The organism is Cryobacterium sp. 10I1, from assembly GCF_035019805.1.
Taxonomy (GTDB): domain Bacteria; phylum Actinomycetota; class Actinomycetes; order Actinomycetales; family Microbacteriaceae; genus Cryobacterium; species Cryobacterium glucosi.
This window is the reverse complement of record NZ_JASJVF010000009.1, coordinates 17,392-33,186: the sequence shown is the minus strand read 5'-3', so window position 1 is coordinate 33,186 and position 15,795 is coordinate 17,392. Positions and strand designations below refer to the sequence as shown.

The 15,795-nt window shown below is 60.6% G+C and carries 19 protein-coding genes; 10 read left to right on the top strand and 9 right to left on the bottom strand.

The window, feature by feature from the left end; translation table 11 throughout:
* Positions 1-370, top strand: a 370-nt coding sequence (locus QN345_RS02190; RefSeq protein ID WP_323508424.1) for a DUF1990 family protein, incomplete at its 5' end; no start/stop codon positions are given.
* A gap of 97 nt (positions 371-467) precedes the next feature.
* Here QN345_RS02190 and QN345_RS02185 read toward each other — a convergent pair.
* Entirely contained in the window at positions 468-878 is a 411-nt protein-coding gene (locus QN345_RS02185) for a GNAT family acetyltransferase (protein WP_322137073.1), read from the bottom strand.
* A 104-nt stretch (positions 879-982) separates the two neighbouring features.
* Between QN345_RS02185 and QN345_RS02180 the strand changes: the two genes are divergently transcribed.
* From QN345_RS02180 to QN345_RS02140, 9 genes are all read left to right on the top strand, one after another.
* Positions 983-1,759, top strand: coding sequence for a GNAT family N-acetyltransferase (locus QN345_RS02180; RefSeq protein WP_322137072.1), 777 nt, complete (start codon positions 983-985; stop codon positions 1,757-1,759).
* Between the two features lie 461 nt (positions 1,760-2,220).
* Positions 2,221-2,724, top strand: a complete 504-nt coding sequence (locus QN345_RS02175; RefSeq protein WP_322137071.1) for a hypothetical protein — start codon at positions 2,221-2,223, stop codon at positions 2,722-2,724.
* Between the two features lie 38 nt (positions 2,725-2,762).
* Positions 2,763-3,182 (top strand): hypothetical protein, encoded by a 420-nt coding sequence (locus QN345_RS02170; RefSeq protein ID WP_322137070.1) that lies wholly within the window; start codon positions 2,763-2,765, stop codon positions 3,180-3,182.
* A gap of 37 nt (positions 3,183-3,219) precedes the next feature.
* A complete protein-coding gene (locus QN345_RS02165) occupies positions 3,220-3,663 on the top strand; it encodes a hypothetical protein (RefSeq protein WP_322141014.1) in 444 nt (147 codons plus the stop codon).
* A gap of 242 nt (positions 3,664-3,905) precedes the next feature.
* A complete protein-coding gene (locus QN345_RS02160) occupies positions 3,906-4,490 on the top strand; it encodes a GNAT family N-acetyltransferase (RefSeq protein ID WP_322137068.1) in 585 nt (194 codons plus the stop codon).
* A 102-nt stretch (positions 4,491-4,592) separates the two neighbouring features.
* Positions 4,593-5,036 (top strand): hypothetical protein, encoded by a 444-nt coding sequence (locus QN345_RS02155; protein ID WP_322137067.1) that lies wholly within the window; start codon positions 4,593-4,595, stop codon positions 5,034-5,036.
* Positions 5,033-5,332 carry a transcriptional regulator gene (locus QN345_RS02150; protein ID WP_322137066.1) on the top strand — a complete coding sequence of 100 codons (300 nt, stop codon included), beginning with the start codon at positions 5,033-5,035 and terminating at the stop codon, positions 5,330-5,332. The genes QN345_RS02155 and QN345_RS02150 overlap by 4 nt, the downstream gene beginning before the upstream one ends.
* A gap of 289 nt (positions 5,333-5,621) precedes the next feature.
* A complete protein-coding gene (locus tag QN345_RS02145) occupies positions 5,622-6,827 on the top strand; it encodes a nucleotide-binding protein (RefSeq protein WP_322137065.1) in 1,206 nt (401 codons plus the stop codon).
* A 739-nt stretch (positions 6,828-7,566) separates the two neighbouring features.
* Complete coding sequence (locus QN345_RS02140; protein WP_322137064.1) at positions 7,567-7,944, top strand: hypothetical protein; 378 nt, start codon at positions 7,567-7,569, stop codon at positions 7,942-7,944.
* A 31-nt stretch (positions 7,945-7,975) separates the two neighbouring features.
* Here the strand turns inward: QN345_RS02140 and QN345_RS02135 are convergent, their stop codons facing one another.
* The 8 genes from QN345_RS02135 to nrdE form a co-directional block, all read right to left on the bottom strand.
* Positions 7,976-8,581, bottom strand: a complete 606-nt coding sequence (locus QN345_RS02135; RefSeq protein ID WP_322141016.1) for a Fic/DOC family protein — start codon at positions 8,579-8,581, stop codon at positions 7,976-7,978.
* 10 nt (positions 8,582-8,591) lie between these two features.
* Positions 8,592-8,789, bottom strand: coding sequence for a hypothetical protein (locus tag QN345_RS02130; protein WP_322137062.1), 198 nt, complete (start codon positions 8,787-8,789; stop codon positions 8,592-8,594).
* A gap of 52 nt (positions 8,790-8,841) precedes the next feature.
* Positions 8,842-9,198: a helix-turn-helix transcriptional regulator gene (locus QN345_RS02125; RefSeq protein WP_322137061.1), complete on the bottom strand. Its 357-nt coding sequence runs from the start codon at positions 9,196-9,198 to the stop codon at positions 8,842-8,844.
* A 127-nt stretch (positions 9,199-9,325) separates the two neighbouring features.
* Positions 9,326-10,522, bottom strand: a complete 1,197-nt coding sequence (locus QN345_RS02120; RefSeq protein WP_322137060.1) for a Fic family protein — start codon at positions 10,520-10,522, stop codon at positions 9,326-9,328.
* A gap of 124 nt (positions 10,523-10,646) precedes the next feature.
* Positions 10,647-11,588, bottom strand: coding sequence for a hypothetical protein (locus QN345_RS02115; protein ID WP_322141017.1), 942 nt, complete (start codon positions 11,586-11,588; stop codon positions 10,647-10,649).
* Positions 11,589-11,851: 263 nt separating this feature from the next.
* Positions 11,852-12,169, bottom strand: a complete 318-nt coding sequence (locus QN345_RS02110) for a hypothetical protein (protein WP_322137057.1) — start codon at positions 12,167-12,169, stop codon at positions 11,852-11,854.
* A 417-nt stretch (positions 12,170-12,586) separates the two neighbouring features.
* Complete coding sequence (nrdF, locus tag QN345_RS02105; protein WP_134446785.1) at positions 12,587-13,561, bottom strand: class 1b ribonucleoside-diphosphate reductase subunit beta; 975 nt, start codon at positions 13,559-13,561, stop codon at positions 12,587-12,589.
* Positions 13,562-13,662: 101 nt separating this feature from the next.
* Positions 13,663-15,768: a class 1b ribonucleoside-diphosphate reductase subunit alpha gene (gene nrdE / locus QN345_RS02100; RefSeq protein WP_322137397.1), complete on the bottom strand. Its 2,106-nt coding sequence runs from the start codon at positions 15,766-15,768 to the stop codon at positions 13,663-13,665.
* Positions 15,769-15,795: the final 27 nt, after the last annotated feature.

The following is a 15,795-nucleotide window of genomic DNA, read 5'->3' as shown; positions in this document are numbered from 1 at the left end:
CGCCCGGGACGTACTCCGATGGCGGGTGAAAACGGCAAGCGGGTTTGCGGTCGACTCGACCAGCCCGGTTTCGCAGGGCGATCGCGTCGTCGTCACCGCACGTCTACTCAAGGTAACCGTCGTTGAGCCGGTGGAGGTCGTGGCCGTCGTCAAGGAGCTCGACCGGGTCGGCTTCGCGTACCGGACCATGCCGGGGCCCCCCGTCAGCGGCGAAGAAGCGTTCATCGTGCACCGACACGGCGACGAGGTGCGTCTAACCGTGCGCTCACTCACGCGCCCCGCGCCACAACAGCCCTGGCGAGCCCTCTACCCGTTGCTGCTCATCGCCCAACGCATCGCGCGCAGACGCTACCTGCGCTCACTTCGCTGAGCTGCACACCCATCAGCGCTGGCGATGGACACGCTTTGAACCTCTGTCGGAGCGAAATCGCGGATGTCCGCTTGGGGTTCGGTCTGCGGGATGCTCGCTACACCAACCATTTCGATCGCACCTGGACGTCGGCGTCTTCGTAGCCGAGGTGGTCGTAGAAGCCCAGCACTGCCTCGTTGGCTGAGCGGACCATAAGTTGAACCTTCACGGCGCCTCGTTGGCGAAGCCAATCTTCGGCAACCGTCATCAACTGTCGCCCCAGCCCGGTTCCGCGCTGACTCTCATCCACGGCGAGGTAGTAGATCCAACCACGGTGACCGTCTTCCCCGACCATCACGGTGCCAACCAACCGCTCATCGATGAAACCTCCAAAGACCGTGGAAGTACGGCCGTCGAGGGCGCGCTGCAGGTCCCGCTCGGACGGATTCCAAGGTCGGGTCAGTCCTACTTGGTGCCAGAGTGAAATGACGGCCTCCGTGTCTGCCGAAGTCAGGTGGGAGATTCGCATAGCTCCAGCTTGCCGGAATTGGGAAGCAAACGAGAACCGTTGTCTACGACCGGTCGCCGAAAGTGCCGCACGGTCATGAACGATCGCCGTGGGATGCTGATTCTGTGGAACTGAACACAATTACCGACAGGCCGGTCGTTGTCATTCGACCGTATGGTCACGCGGATGCCGCAGACACGTTAGCGATCTTCCTTGCCGCAGTGACCGAGACCGCTGCCGCCGACTACTCACCGGAACAGATTCAGGCGTGGGCTCGGCCAGAAGCACGCGAGCTATCCACTTGGCATACGGCGATGCAGGCACGGAACAGTTACGTGGCGACCGTGCATGGTGTGCCGGCGGGTTTCTCCGACGTGGACTCTGAGGGATATATCGACATGATGTTCGTCGCTCCTCGCTACCTAGGACGCGGGGTGGCACGGCAACTGATCGGCCATGCGGAGGCCCGAGCGAGCCAGGAGCATCTGACGGAGCTGACAGCTGACGTCAGCATTACAGCCCGCCCCGTCTTTGAGCGCTCCGGATTCACCGTCGAGGCAGAACAGCACTCGATGACGGCCGGCGTGCAGCTGACCAATTTCAAGATGAAGAAGAAGCTAGTCGGCGGCGAGGTGTCCCTCAGCGGGCAGCTTGTTTGCCTCACCCAAGACCAAGCGGGAACTGTCCGGGAACACCTACAACTGCACCTTGCCCTCACCCGCGCCGAACCGGGATGCCTTTCGTTCAACGTCACCCGGACGAGCAATCCCCTGGTGTGGCAGGTCGAAGAGCGCTTCGAGCAGGCATCCGCCTTTGAAGCCCACCAGGAACGTGTCGCCAGCAGCGAGTGGGGTCACGCCACCGCGGGAATCGAACGCCACTACTCCGTGATCGGACTCTAGCCACTCGCCCGTCTCAACAGCTACCCCTCCGTGGCACCCCAGTTGGGCAACCTCCTGCCTCCGCAATTCATGCTCCGTGCGCGTCACTCAAGGTTCCCTACTGACACAGCATCAGCACGCGATGCCATCGGACGGGAAGGCCGCAAATTCGTCGCGCTGACCGTCCCTCTTACGCCTATATGAGATGGGTCGTTGAGGAGGGCGGAGATTTGAGCGGTTCTCTTGTTCTGGGTGGCGATCCGCATTTGCGATGTTTTGAATCGGTTGCCCTTTCTTGGGGGCTGGTTTGAGTTCCTGGTGCACTGCTAGAAAGTAGCTGCGGCTGTGGATCGTGCGCCGCGATCGTCGTTCGCTGCGTGAACGCTACGGGTCTGCGTGAGAGCATCGGGAACTGAGATCACAGGATGAATCGTCACTCGAGCGGGGGCCTGAGCATGCGTGGTTGCGTGAGGTTAGGCGTCGTGTTCGGTGTCGGCGTGGCCGTGGTGCTCGGGGTGGCGGGATGCTCGTTCAACGCGCCCGACGCGGGGAAAACAGTTTCACAGATTCGGGTCGTTCCCATCCTCAACGATCCTCCACCCGGTGGTGATCTGCTCGACCGAGCCGAGTACCTCGGAAGCTCCGAACCGAATATAGCGAAGGACGCCGGGGTCGCGACCGTCTTCGCCGCTCCAGGCAGTCCCTCCGCGCTCCTGGATTACTACCGCCGGACCTACCCACAATTCGGATTTCCCACGGAGTCAACATTTGCCACAGGATCCATAGGATCAAGCAGCGCGGACCCCATCGTCATCAGCGGGAGAGACGGGTGGGGCTACGTGTCAGTGACTATCCAAGCCGGGTCCCCGTACCTCCCTGTGTATTACGACCTCGCGTTGAAGCCGGCGCCTCCGGGTTCAACGTACGTGACCGTCAATATCAACGGGCAAACAGGCCGCAGCGTTTACCTCGATGATCCGAAGTGACAGGGAAAAACGTGCGCAGAGCATCTCGGTTTCTGAGCGTGGTGACCGCAGCCAGCATGTGTTTGCTCTTGCTGACTGGCTGCGTGCCCGGGCAATCCATCGACAGTCTGGCCAAGCAACCCGAAGCCGCATTGACCTACCCTGGCAGCACCGATGTCCGGATCAACAATGACCGGGGACGGGTTCAATTCGGCCTCGATGGCGGCGACGTGGCCGTCACCGGAATATCCGGGACGACAACGCACACGCAACGCGAGGTCCTCGCCTTTTACTCGCAAGCACTGGCAGCGAACGGCTGGACACAAACCAGTGATAGTCCGTACGCCGAGACGGCGTCGGGACAACCCGCTCACGTGATGCAGTGGGACAACGCGAAGCTCCACCTCACGTATGCCGTCGCCGTCACGGCTGAGGGTGAAACAACGAAGTACGAAACTCACCTTGAATCGTTGCGGTAATCCAGTGACGAACGCGACGCAGCAGACCAGGAGACCGATGCGAAGATCATCTGGGTTCCTGAGCGCGGTCGCCGCCGCCAGCATCTGCATGCTTCTGACTGGCTGCGTGCCTGGACAATCCATCGACAGCCTGGCCAAACAACCCGAAGCCGCATTGACCTACCCGGGCAGCACCGATGTCCGGATCAACAATGTCCCGGGACGGGTTCAATTCGGGCTCGATGGCGGCGACGTGGCCACGACCGGTATATCCGGGACGACAACGCACCAGCAGCGCGAGGTCCTCGCCTTCTACTCGCAGGCACTGGCAGCGAACGGCTGGACACAAACTATGGACAGTCCGGGCGTCCACACGGAATCGCGACAATTCGCTCACGCGATGCAATGGGACGGGACAAAGCTCCACCTCACCTATTTCGTCGAAGTCTGGACTGAGGGCGAAACAACGAAGTACGACACGCAGTTGCAATCGTTGCGGTAACCCGTTCGATTCGCGGTCTAGAGCAATACCCCTTCATATCCAACTCCGGGGTGCAGAAACGTCTGCTGTTCTGAGAAAGACCGATCACACCACCGTGGAACCGTCCCGCAAGAGGTTCCCTACTGACACAGCATCAGCACGCGATGCCATCGGACGGGAAGGCCGCAAATTCGTCGCGCTGACCGTCCGGCTTGCGGACAGCCCGCAGCTCAGTGTCGGTGCGATTGGGAACAATGGTCTCGATGACGAATTTAGATTTAGCGCAGGACGCTCGCCTTGCATTCTCACCTCTGACTCCTGACGATCTCGACTCAGTTTTTGGCGTCTACAGCGATCCCGACACGTGGTTGCACTTGCCCGTGGGTCGTCACAACACTCGAGAGCAGTCCAGAAGGATCGTCGACGACGCCATCAAGAGCCGGCGAGAACATGACATTGGTCAATGGGCGGTTCGCGTGGGCGACCCGGGGTCGGACGATGCGCTGAGAGCTGGCACGTTCATAGGTACGGGCGGCGTGAACATGACTCCAGCGCTCGTCTGGAACCTCGGGTACCGCCTCTCCCCGGCGACGTGGGGGCGAGGTTTCGCGACGGAAATCGCCCTTGCTGCGGTCGCTGCCGTCAGAGCACAGAATGACTCGGCTGCCATCACCGCCCGTGTACTCTCCAATAATCCTGCCTCTGCGCGGGTGGCCGTCCGTGCCGGTCTGAGAAAGGTCTGGGCAGGGCCAACAACGGCTGCAGTCGCAGCGGGCATCACTGGGGAAATCTTCTCAGATCGGGATCTCGGGGGCGATGCCCTGCGTTGGTTGATAGAGAACGTTTAACGTTCGGCTTGCGGTGCGCGGGTCAGGTCCTTTTGGCCGTCGTGCAGCTTGGGACTCCCGAACGGGTTGACATGCCGTCGATTCGGATGTTCACTTTCCTGTATGGAAAATGAACGCCTTGCCGAGGAAGCGCTGGCGGTCGCTGACGCGTCACGTCGGGTGGCTGTGCGACGCTCTCGGTCGCCGTGGTGGTACTACCCGGCGGACGGAGTCGTTATCGGTGCGGCGGCCGTTGCCGTGCTGTTAGCCGAAGGAATTGGCCGAAGCATTGCCGTGCTGGCGATGGTTGTTTCTACTACTCTTCTGGAGATTGCGCGACGAGCCGTGACGGGCACCCGGACAACGGAATTCGGTCACGGCCGTGCTACGGGCTATGCCGTCGTGTTCGCGATACTCAGCCTTGCGACTTTGGCAGCAGGCTGGTATTTCGTCATCAAGCTCGGTGTCACGTGGGTTGCCTGGGTTGCCGGCGCGGTCGTCTGCGTGCTGTTGGTGGCAAGCGGATGGGTATTCGAACGAACGTTGTCGTCCTCGATGAGGAGATGACGATCGTGGCTGGGACAGCCGAACTCAACGAGACCATTCATCCCACCCGTCGATTGGCGATCTGCGCTTTCTTGTCTGAGGTGGTGGAGGCGGAGTTTTCTGCTCTCCGCGATTCGTTGCGAATCAGCGACTCGTCACTGAGCAAGCATCTCGCCACTCTCAGAGAGGCAGGCTATGTGCGCGTCTTCAAACGGACATCCGGCGGACGCGCCTGGACGTGGGTGGCACTGACGAGGGACGGCCGAACGGCGTATAAATCCCACATCCGGGCCCTGCGCCAAATGACCAAACTCTAGAACCCTCCGGGCCGGTGCTCCCTTCGAGAATCACCGATCCCAAAGGCCAACTCGCCGGCGCACCGGACTCGACGCAATCCCGGTGAGGGTTCCCAAATGCGACGCCAACTGCGCTCCCTGGCTCGAGGGTCTGGCGGCTGAATCTGTGTCCGCGGCTTACGCGCACCCGATCTGGTCGAGATGCACTCGTTTGCGTGGTTCGTCCGCGCTGCGGAGGCACGTCGGAGTGGCATCAACCATGTTCCCGTCCTGGCATCGAAGATTGACTCAGAAGGCGGAGGGCTCAATTATGGACATCGGAAAACCACCGCGCCACGCCACGGCGCTTGATGATGAACTCACGCCGCTCCAAATCAAGCTGCTCAGGATCATCTGGGATGAGATTTCACGCCAGGGACCTGGCGGGTATGGGAATTGGCCGACGTGGGACTACGTCGAGCGAATGCTCGACCGTGAAGCACCTGAGATCGACTCTTCTTCCTGCCTTGAGATTTACCGGTCGCTTCCAAAGATTGGCCCGGCGACCAACGATGGTCGCCGCTACGGCCTCGTCTGGGACTCGGACTTTCATGAGGAACCGACTGCGGACTCGACTGTCGGTTTGAGCCTTGCAGGCATTATCCGACTCACCGAAGTTGAGCAGATCAATCCGAAAGTGGCTGAAGCCATCGTTAGCGTCGTGGCGATGCTGGCCGACTGGGAGAAGGGCTTGACACCGGACCCGACCAAAGCTACGGCGGAGCTGGTGCAGCTGGACAAGTTCACCTCTAGCTGGCTATCAAAATCGACGCGCGAGAAACCGACGGCACTCTCCGATACGGTGACGAGCCAGATCCTCAACCATGAGTACAACTGCCCGTTCAGCTTTTCGGAAGTGGATACGAAGTGGGTCACGAGCTTACGCGGTTCGAGACTTCGCCCCTACCGAGACCTGCAGGACGCGCACAACTATCTTGAGGTCATCAGCACAATCGAGGGCAGAAGACTTGAGGCGGCAGTCAAGCCCGAAATGAACGGAGCGACAGTGCCTGCGGTAATCCCCACAGTTCCGACGATCTTCATCGTTCACGGCCACGACGACGCAGCGAAGTACCATGTCACCCGAGTCGTCCAGCAGCTGACTGGAATAGAGCCAACGATCCTGCATGAGCAAGCCAACGAAGGCCAGACCGTTCTTGAGAAGTTCGAGACACACGCAGCCAGGGCCGCCGCGGCCATTGTGCTTCTGACACCGGACGATCAAGGTTCCAAGGCAGGAGCCAGCGAATCAAAGCCGCGCGCGCGACAGAACGTCGTGTTTGAACTCGGATACTTCTTCGGACGCCTCGAACGCGGCAAGGTCATCGCCATTACCGAAGGAAACGTTGAATTGCCATCAGATCTGAGCGGCCTCGTGTACATCGATCGAGAAACCAATAACTGGCAGCTCCAGTTGGCGCGAGAGCTGGAGCAGATCGACGGCATTAGCGTCGACCGAAACAATCTCAAAGTGTAACGCAACCGCAACGGCCGCTCTTGAGGGTTCCCCTTGCGGACATACTTGTTCGTTTCATTACTTCTTGGCCTTGTTCTCGAAAACGAGGAAAAAAGAAGATCAAGTTGGGTGACCGCACTACACGGAAAATCAAAGAAGTCCCGTTCTCGAAAGTACTTCTCGAAACGAGATTCTCACATCAGTCCTCATAGACGGATTCCGAGAAAACCCGCAGCTCACGCGCCAGCCAGTCTTAGCGTGTTATTTATTCCGTTTCGTGAGCTGATCCCTTCAAGCAGTCAGCGCCCGGCTGCGGGATTCGCTTGCGACATGCTGGGCCTCATCTCTTGATGTGCAGGCCGTCCCGTGGCTCGGCGGGGAGTGACGCCGGGAAAGCCCGCCTCGGCATTTTGCACGAGGCAATTGATCACCGCATCGGTAATGTCTTCCCCGCCGACGGTTCCGTAATTCGTGGTTTCGCTCATCATTTCCTGCTTCGCAACCCGGAGGAGTCGGGTGGGCTCTCGGTCATCGTTGGCCCCCATCGGATCATGATGATTTTATCGTTTCGGGTGGCAGAGCCGCAGGAATACGCGGGCTATTCGTTAGTATCTGCCGCCCCAGTAATCACAGTGAAGATGTCCTGCCGCCTTCGAGCGATAAAGCGGAGAACGCCGTGTCACTGCTCGTATCGACACATAATGTCGTATCTGGTGACCTCACCCTGTCTCTTGGGCTGACTGCTTTGTACGCTAAGTGGATGACAGACTCAGCAATGCGCCCGCTGCGGCGCTCGGCGCACAAGGAATCCGTTGCGTTGGCGTTACCGTCGATCGTGGCGCGCCTTCAGAAGGTCCTGGGGCGGGATGTCGTCGCGGTCATCACGGGGAAGACCCCGCGGCAAGTCTCGCGATGGTTCGCAGGCGAGGCGAAGCCGACCATGCACGCCCAGCAGTTGTTGCGCGACACCTTCGAGATCGTCGAGCTGCTGGCCGAGGTCGACTCCGACGAGGTCGTACGGGCCTGGTTTATCGGCATGAACACCCAGCTCAGAGACGCGGCGCCGGCAGAGGTAATCGCCGAGGGCCGAGTTCGTGACGTGATGGCGGCGGCCCGCGCTTTCGTCAATGCCGGCTGAGTCGCTGCCAACTGATACGGCTCTTCTGGAACTACTTGGTCGCACCTAGTGGTTTCACGATCGCGCGGAATATTTCCCGAAGCCCATCGAGATCCTGCTTCTCCATCGCTTCCCTCGATGCTTGGTCGTTCGCTGCGCCGGTTATGCCGCGCCAGTCCAGCTCGTAGCCGGCCCGCTGGGCAATCTGCGTCCAGAAGATCCGTTGCGCCCGCCCATTGCCTTCGCGGAACGGGTGCAGGTAATTCACCTGGTCGTAGTGATGCGCGATACGCCTCGCGAACTGCTCTGGTTCTAAGCCTCGGAGAAAGTGTTCTTCGGCGAGCTCCTGAAAGGCGAACCCGGCGCCGGACTCGAGGCGCGAGACCGGCATGAAGAACTCTGCAGCTGGGCTGCCACCTTTGCGCAGATCGACAGTGCGTAGCTCCCCCGCCCAGTCGTAGACGTCATGAAGTAGCCGCTTGTGGATAGCTCGCAGCTGGCGAAGATCGCCTGTTGGCTTAATCGGGTGCTCTGCTAGCTCGATCGCAGCAAGCGCTGTGAGCTCGGCTTCGTGTGCATCGAGGATGACCTGTGCCGTGGCGCTGACCCGGTTGCGCAGTATCCCCGTCGCCGGGTCTACATACGGGTCGACGAACACCTCAGCGGGCTCAGGCAACGCCATTGCGCGCGCGGACTCGGCGGCCTAGCTCAGTAAGGCTTATGGTGCCACGGGCGTACTCAGCGGCGTCTGCAGTGAACTCGTCGCCAACGCTGAGGCCTTCCATCTCGCCGCTATGCACAGCGTCCTCGACAGCACGCTGGCGAGCCTTGGACGCGGCGCTGTTATCAGCAGCCGATGCGCTCATGACGGCCTCCTTGGCCTGGCTCGGTGTTCAGATGAGGAATGAATTCGGACGTCTAGCGGTCGTCGCGGCGTGCGATCGGGATCGGCCCATCGGGTGGTTCGGTCATCCACCGCCGCTCGTTTGGCGTGCCGATCAGTTCGTCCATCAACGCTCGTCCCGCTAGCGAGTTCCAGGGGTCGGTACTCGCAACGACGGTGTTGGCCATGTGAAGCGATAAGAGCACCGCGAGCAGCGAGTCGATGCGGGGAGCCCCTGTGCCGGTCTCGATAGCTCGAAGGGTATCCCGGGTGATGTGGGCACGCTCGGCCAGTACCGTGGCGCTGAGGCCCTGGAGTGTCCGCCAACGGGAGATGTTCGAGCCGAGCTCCGTGAGCAGACGCGTGCGTACGTGTGAACGTCCGGTGACCATGGTTGCTCCTCTCGGTTTGACAGGTGTAACTGTCAATTTTAGTTGTTGTGGGGCACTTTGTCTGTCAAAAATCCAGTCTTAGCTCCTCGTCGACCTCCGCCGTCGTGTACGTGCGCTCCTCGCCGGACTATCGGCGCCGCTTCGCTCGGGGAGCGAACTCGTCGAGGACCCGGATGACGTCCGGCGCGAGCCAAATCCGGTTCCGTCGCCCGTCTGTGATCTGAGTCAGGACGCCGGCGTCCACGAGACGGTCGATGGCGACCTGAGCGTTGACGGTCGAGATGCCCAGCTGAGCCGCGGCTGCCGCTGCGCCGAGCACGGGTTGGCGCAGCAGAATGCCCACGAGCCGGTGGGCTGCTGAGTCCTGTCGCGCGCGGATGCGCCCGCGCCATTCCGCCTGCACGTTTTCCAGGTCAGCCACGAGGATGCGACCGTTGTGCACCGCTGCGAACGATGCTTCCGCGATGGAACGGACTATCGGGGTGACGTCTCCGGACCGGTACGCGCTCAGGGCATCAAAATATCGACCGGTGTCACGGAGCAGCCCCGCGGAGACCGGAACAACCACGTTCCGCGTGAGTTCGCCCCCGCGCAGCATCGCCTGAATGAGAGAGCGACCGACTCTCCCGTTGCCGTCGGGGAATGGGTGGATGGTCTCGAATTGGGCGTGAGCGATCGCCGTCTGAGCGAGCACGGGAAGGTCGACGCGGTTGGCGAAGGCAACGAGGTCGTCCATGAGCGCAGGGACCCGATCGTGATGTGGTGGGACGAACTGTGCGAAGTGCGGCCCCACGCTATTGACTCCGATCCAAACCTGCTGGTCACGCCAATGCCCGACGATGCGCGGGTTGCTGTGCTCGAGGAGTGCGCGGTGCATCTCCAGGATGGCGATGCCGTCGATCGACTCGGCCATGGCCAGAGCCACTTGCATAGCTCGGACGTTGTCGGCGATGAGCTGCGCATCCTCTGAGGCCCGCTCACCGAGTTCCGCCAGGGCTATCTCCCGTGCGTCGCTGGTCAGGTGCTCAATCTCTGAGCTGGCAGCGCTCTCGGCGCGAAGGAGAACGGCCGCGAATGGTGCTGTGAGGTGACCGACTTCCGCATCGAACCGAGCCAGCTCACTCACGGCCTCTTCGGTCAGGGCTTGCAGCTCGGTGTCGAGCGGCAACTGGAGATCAGCGATGAACGCGGGCACCGACGCAAGGTATGGGCCTGAGGCCAGGCGATTTTGGGTGCGTGAGCCGTACTCGTCCTGCACCTTGTGCCAAGTGCGTTCTTCGTAGTGGATAGCCAGCCAGTGCGACTTCTCCTTAGACGTGGTCATGCAGCGAGCATACCGATTCTTGGTTACTTATCCATTGCTATGAGCCCTGCTAAGTGTGAGTAGAACCGAGTCGGTGACGAGGGAACAATTGACCGCCCTTCAATGGACTTCGCTTGGCTGCTGTCTACGCGTAAATCGCTAGCGGGATGATTCGAATGGACTTCCCTGCGATACGGGAAGTGAGTTCTGGATTGAGCAATGCGTCAACGGTGGTGCCGCCGAACTTTGCTGGGCTTTGTGAGCTGAGGGTCGCCTTCATGCCGGCAATCAGAGCGTCAACACCGTCAGGGTTCACGTTGCGGAGAAGCTTGTTTCTCTGAAGAACCGGAACATTCTCTTCGGCCGGGGAAATTGCCTTCCCGAGAACAGTGAACACGCCGTCGAGAATCCTGTCTTCATCGTCTACGACGAAATGAGGGTTGTCGCAGATAGTGACTGCAGTGAACGTGTCGTCATCGCTCCCCACGAGTCCGTAGTATTCGCGGGTCTTGTCCCGTCGAAAGTCAGCTTGAACTGCTCTCGTAACGTCTCCCCAGAGGTCCCCCTGCGCCGTCCCAGTATGCTCCATCTTCAGGGCAGCAATTCGTACCTTCTCCAGGTCGCCATAGTCATTGAAGAGGGCAAGCTCTTTTTTCTTGACGATGAACTTCGCGATCTGGGAGACGAGTTCGGGGGTAACAACATCCATGATTGTCACAAGTTCTGATGGCCTGAAAGTGGCTTGATACTCCACGAACTCGCCACCCTCAATTGACTCGGCGTCAGCAACGGAACTAAGGGTGCGCAGTAAGCCTTTCTCCTTCAACGCACGGCGAACAACGTTCAGGTAGAAGGCCTGCGAGTACACAAACGACTGCGTGGACCGTGAGCCAGTGCTGACGGCCTTTGCGAGGGAGCCGGCCAGAGTGATATCGCCCGCAACAGTAGCCTTGCCGACCAACGGGAATTTCGCCGTAGCGTCTGCCGTCAACGTCGCATCAGCGTCGCCCGACTTAGTCTTCGACGAATCGCTATGTGTCTCCTCAATGGTCGAGGTGACAAGCGGGGAGTCCAGCAACTGCTGCACGAGACCGGCTATATGTTCAGAATTCTGGTAAATCGAAATCGTTGGTCGTTCCAACGCAGCTTCGGCGAGCGTATTCCTCGTCAACTTTTCCCCCTGATTTCAAAATAAAATCCCGCTTCAGTGTCCCTGAGCGGTCTTTTGCCACCCTACTTGCACCTACAGACAACGCCGTCGGTGGCCCTCTGTGTGAAGCAAAGTTGGGTCACATGCGTCATGGCGCTGCGTACGCGGCGCTCTATCTTGGAGCGCCCACGCGCGACGAGCTACTCATCGTCACCGCTGGCGTGGGCAATCTCGTGGCGTGCAGCTTCCATGCGTTTCTGCGTTTCGGTCAGCTGGTCCCGCCCACCTGGGTGTGGCACGGGAAACCAAACCGTCGCCGCCCGCGCGGCGTAACGCTCGGCCAACAGCTCGGCTTCTCTCGTTCCGTACAGCCGTGGCTGCTTGCCGTTCTCGGTGATTGTGTACTCCCCGCTGGAGCCAGGGTAGCTCCAGACCCAGGCGATTAAGCCTGCGGTTCGGAGTTCGTCGAGGAAATCGCCTAAGTGCGCTTGCCTCGCGATTCGGTAGGGATGTTTCATGTCATCTCCGCTCTGATTGCAGCATGCGGCCAGAGCTCAGCGTTCAGCCCGCGCTCGAGGTGTGTGATGGTCCATGCGTCCGGCCAACTCTTGCCGTTGAGCGCATTCAGAACCGTTACGTGACTGAGCCCGCATTCTGTGGCAACGGACCGCGCGCTGTTGTCGCCGATTGCATCTCGAACGTTCAGGGCGAACTGACGCACAACCTCTGCGCTCGGGTTGTCCGAAGGATTCTCCGGCCAACCCGTGCACAATTCAATAGGTAGAGGTCGCTTTACGTTCGCCATTCGCAGCGCCCCTTCAAATCGGGAAAGCAATTAGCTGAAGGAGCATCGCTGCCCCACGTGGCCAAGTCAGATGCGAAAATGGCCAACTAATTTGCGAAATGGCCAACTAAATCGCGAAACAACACCAGGGCTAGAAGTCCCAGTCGGCGTCTTCCGTGTTGACGGCCTTGCCGATCACGTACGAGGAGCCCGACCCGGAGAAGAAGTCGTGGTTCTCGTCGGCGTTCGGCGAGAGCGCGGACAGGATCGCCGGGTTCACGTCGCACACCTCCTTGGGGAAGATGGCCTCGTAGCCGAGGTTCATCAGGGCCTTGTTGGCGTTGTAGTGCAGGAACTTCTTGACGTCCTCGGTCAGGCCGACGGTGTCGTAGAGGTCCTGGGTGTACTGCACCTCGTTCTCGTAGAGCTCGAAGACGAGGTTGAACGCGTAGTCCTTGATCTCGTCGCGACGCTCCTGCGTCGCCGCCTCGAGGCCCTTCTGGAACTTGTAGCCGATGTAGTAGCCGTGCACCGCTTCGTCACGGATGATCAGGCGGATGAGGTCGGCCGTGTTGGTCAGGCGGGCGCGGCTGGAGAACCACATCGGCAGGTAGAAGCCCGAGTAGAACAGGAACGACTCGAGCAGCACCGAGGCGACCTTGCGCTTGAGCGGGTCGTCGCCCTGGTAGTAGTCCATCACGATCGAGGCCTTGCGCTGCAGGTTGACGTTCTCCGTCGACCAGCGGAACGCCTCGTCGATGTCCTTGGTGTTGCTCAGGGTGGAGAAGATCGACGAGTAGCTCTTGGCGTGCACGGACTCCATGAACGCGATGTTCGTGTAGACGGCCTCTTCGTGCGGGGTGATCGAGTCGGGGATCAGCGAGACGGCGCCGACGGTGCCCTGGATCGTGTCGAGCAGGGTCAGGCCGGTGAACACGCGCAGGGTGAGCTGCTGCTCGACCGGGGTGAGCTGGTTCCAGGACTGCACGTCGTTCGACAGCGGGATCTTCTCCGGCAGCCAGAAGTTGTTGGTCAGCCGGTTCCAGACGTCGACGTCTTTCTCATCTTCGATCTTGTTCCAGTTGATCGCATCGACATGCGAGATGAGCTTGAGCTTGTCAATCATTTCGTGTTCCTTTTTCGGCCTGTCTCAGTCTTCGGCCGGTATCGGACGAGTCAGCGTGCACTGTGATTACAGCATCCACAGTAGATGAAGCGGTGCTGTGCTTAGAGCATGCACGAGACGCAGCCGTCGACCTCGGTCCCTTCGAGGGCCATCTGGCGGAGACGGATGTAGTAGATGGTCTTGATGCCCTTGCGCCACGCGTAGATCTGCGCCTTGTTGATGTCGCGGGTCGTCGCGGTGTCCTTGAAGAAGAGCGTGAGCGAGAGACCCTGGTCGACGTGCTGCGTTGCCGCGGCGTAGGTGTCGATGATCTTCTCCGCACCGATCTCGTAGGCGTCCTGGTAGAAGTCCAGGTTGTCGTTCGTCATGAACGGGGCCGGGTAGTAGACGCGGCCGAGCTTGCCTTCCTTGCGGATCTCGATTTTCGAGGCGATCGGGTGGATCGACGAGGTCGAGTTGTTGATGTAGGAGATCGACCCGGTCGGCGGCACGGCCTGCAGGTTCTGGTTGTAGATGCCGTGTTCGATGACGGATGCCTTCAGCTCGGCCCAGTCGGCCTGGGTCGGGATGCGCACCCCGGCCTTCTCGAACAGCTCGGCGCCGCGGGCGGTGGACGGGACCCACGCCTGGTCGGTGTACTTGTCGAAGAATGCGCCGGAGGCATACGTCGAGTCCTCGAAGCCGGCGAACGCGTGGCCGCGTTCGATGGCGAGGGTGTTCGAGGCGCGGAGGGCGTGGAACAGCACCGTGTAGAAGTAGATGTTCGTGAAGTCGATCGCTTCTTCGCTGCCGTAGTACACCCGCTCGCGGGCGAGGTAGCCGTGCAGGTTCATCTGGCCGAGGCCGATCGCGTGCGACTTGTCGTTGCCGTCTTCGATCGAACGAACCGAGGCGATGTGGCTCTGCTCGGAGACCGAGTTGAGGCCACGGATCGCGGTTTCGACGGTCTTGCCGAAGTCCGGCGAGTCCATCGACAGGGCGATGTTCATCGACCCGAGGTTGCAGGAGATGTCCTTGCCGATGGTGTCGTAGGACAGGTCTTCGTTGTACGTGGTCGGTGTGTTGACCTGGAGGATCTCCGAGCACAGGTTCGACATGTTGATGCGGCCCTTGATCGGGTTCGCCGCGTTGACGGTGTCCTCGAACATGATGTACGGGTAGCCGGACTCGAACTGGATCTCCGCGAGGGTCTGGAAGAAGTCGCGCGCCTTCATCTTGGACTTCTTGATCCGCGGGTCGTCGACCATCTCGTGGTACTTCTCGCTCACGGAGATGTCGGCGAAGGGCACACCGTAGACGCGCTCGACGTCGTAGGGCGAGAACAGGTACATGTCCTCGTCCTTCTTGGCGAGCTCGAAGGTGATGTCGGGGATGACGACGCCGAGCGACAGGGTCTTGATCCGCACCTTCTCGTCGGCGTTCTCACGCTTGGTGTCGAGGAAGCGCATGATGTCGGGGTGGTGCGCGTGCAGGTACACGGCGCCGGCACCCTGGCGGGCACCGAGCTGGTTCGCGTAGCTGAAGGAGTCTTCGAGGAGCTTCATCACGGGGATGATGCCGCTCGACTGGTTCTCGATCTGCTTGATCGGGGCGCCGGACTCACGGATGTTGCTGAGCAGCAGCGCGACGCCGCCGCCGCGCTTGGAGAGCTGGAGCGAGGAGTTGATGCCGCGGGCGATCGACTCCATGTTGTCTTCGATGCGGAGCAGGAAGCAGGAGACGAGTTCGCCGCGCTGCGCCTTGCCCGAGTTCAGGAACGTCGGCGTTGCGGGCTGGAAACGGCCGGCGATGATCTCCTCGACGAGGCCGGTCGCGAGCTTCTCGTCGCCCTGGGCGAGGCCGAGTGCGGTCATGACGACGCGGTCTTCGAAACGCTCGAGGTACCGGTTGCCGTCGAAGGTCTTGAGCGTGTACGACGTGTAGTACTTGAACGCACCGAGGAAGGTCTGGAAGCGGAACTTCTTCGAGTACGCGAGGTCGTTGAGCCTCGTGATGAATTCGAAGGAGTACTGGTCGAGCACGGCCTGCTCGTAGTATTCCTTCTCGACCAGGTAGTCGAGGCGTTCCCGGAGGGAGTGGAAGAACACCGTGTTCTGGTTGACGTGCTGCAGGAAGAACTCCCGGGCCGCCTCCCTGTCCTTATCGAACTGGATTTCCCCGTTCGGCCCATAGAGGTTGAGCATGGCATTGAGGGAGTGATAGTCCATCGCCAGCGCGACCTGCGCGTGCGGGGC

What these genes read in the sequence shown, in the direction of transcription:
- nrdF (WP_134446785.1), bottom strand. Translation starts at nt 13,561, where the DNA reads ATGATTGACAAGCTCAAGCTCATCTCGCATGTCGATGCGATCAACTGG.
- QN345_RS02140 (WP_322137064.1), top strand. Translation starts at nt 7,567, where the DNA reads ATGACAGACTCAGCAATGCGCCCGCTGCGGCGCTCGGCGCACAAGGAA.
- QN345_RS02155 (WP_322137067.1), top strand. Translation starts at nt 4,593, where the DNA reads ATGGAAAATGAACGCCTTGCCGAGGAAGCGCTGGCGGTCGCTGACGCG.
- QN345_RS02185 (WP_322137073.1), bottom strand. Translation starts at nt 878, where the DNA reads ATGCGAATCTCCCACCTGACTTCGGCAGACACGGAGGCCGTCATTTCA.
- QN345_RS02120 (WP_322137060.1), bottom strand. Translation starts at nt 10,522, where the DNA reads ATGACCACGTCTAAGGAGAAGTCGCACTGGCTGGCTATCCACTACGAA.
- QN345_RS02125 (WP_322137061.1), bottom strand. Translation starts at nt 9,198, where the DNA reads ATGGTCACCGGACGTTCACACGTACGCACGCGTCTGCTCACGGAGCTC.
- nrdE (WP_322137397.1), bottom strand. Translation starts at nt 15,768, where the DNA reads ATGGACTATCACTCCCTCAATGCCATGCTCAACCTCTATGGGCCGAAC.
- QN345_RS02110 (WP_322137057.1), bottom strand. Translation starts at nt 12,169, where the DNA reads ATGAAACATCCCTACCGAATCGCGAGGCAAGCGCACTTAGGCGATTTC.
- QN345_RS02165 (WP_322141014.1), top strand. Translation starts at nt 3,220, where the DNA reads ATGCGAAGATCATCTGGGTTCCTGAGCGCGGTCGCCGCCGCCAGCATC.
- QN345_RS02130 (WP_322137062.1), bottom strand. Translation starts at nt 8,789, where the DNA reads ATGAGCGCATCGGCTGCTGATAACAGCGCCGCGTCCAAGGCTCGCCAG.
- QN345_RS02150 (WP_322137066.1), top strand. Translation starts at nt 5,033, where the DNA reads ATGACGATCGTGGCTGGGACAGCCGAACTCAACGAGACCATTCATCCC.
- QN345_RS02160 (WP_322137068.1), top strand. Translation starts at nt 3,906, where the DNA reads ATGACGAATTTAGATTTAGCGCAGGACGCTCGCCTTGCATTCTCACCT.
- QN345_RS02145 (WP_322137065.1), top strand. Translation starts at nt 5,622, where the DNA reads ATGGACATCGGAAAACCACCGCGCCACGCCACGGCGCTTGATGATGAA.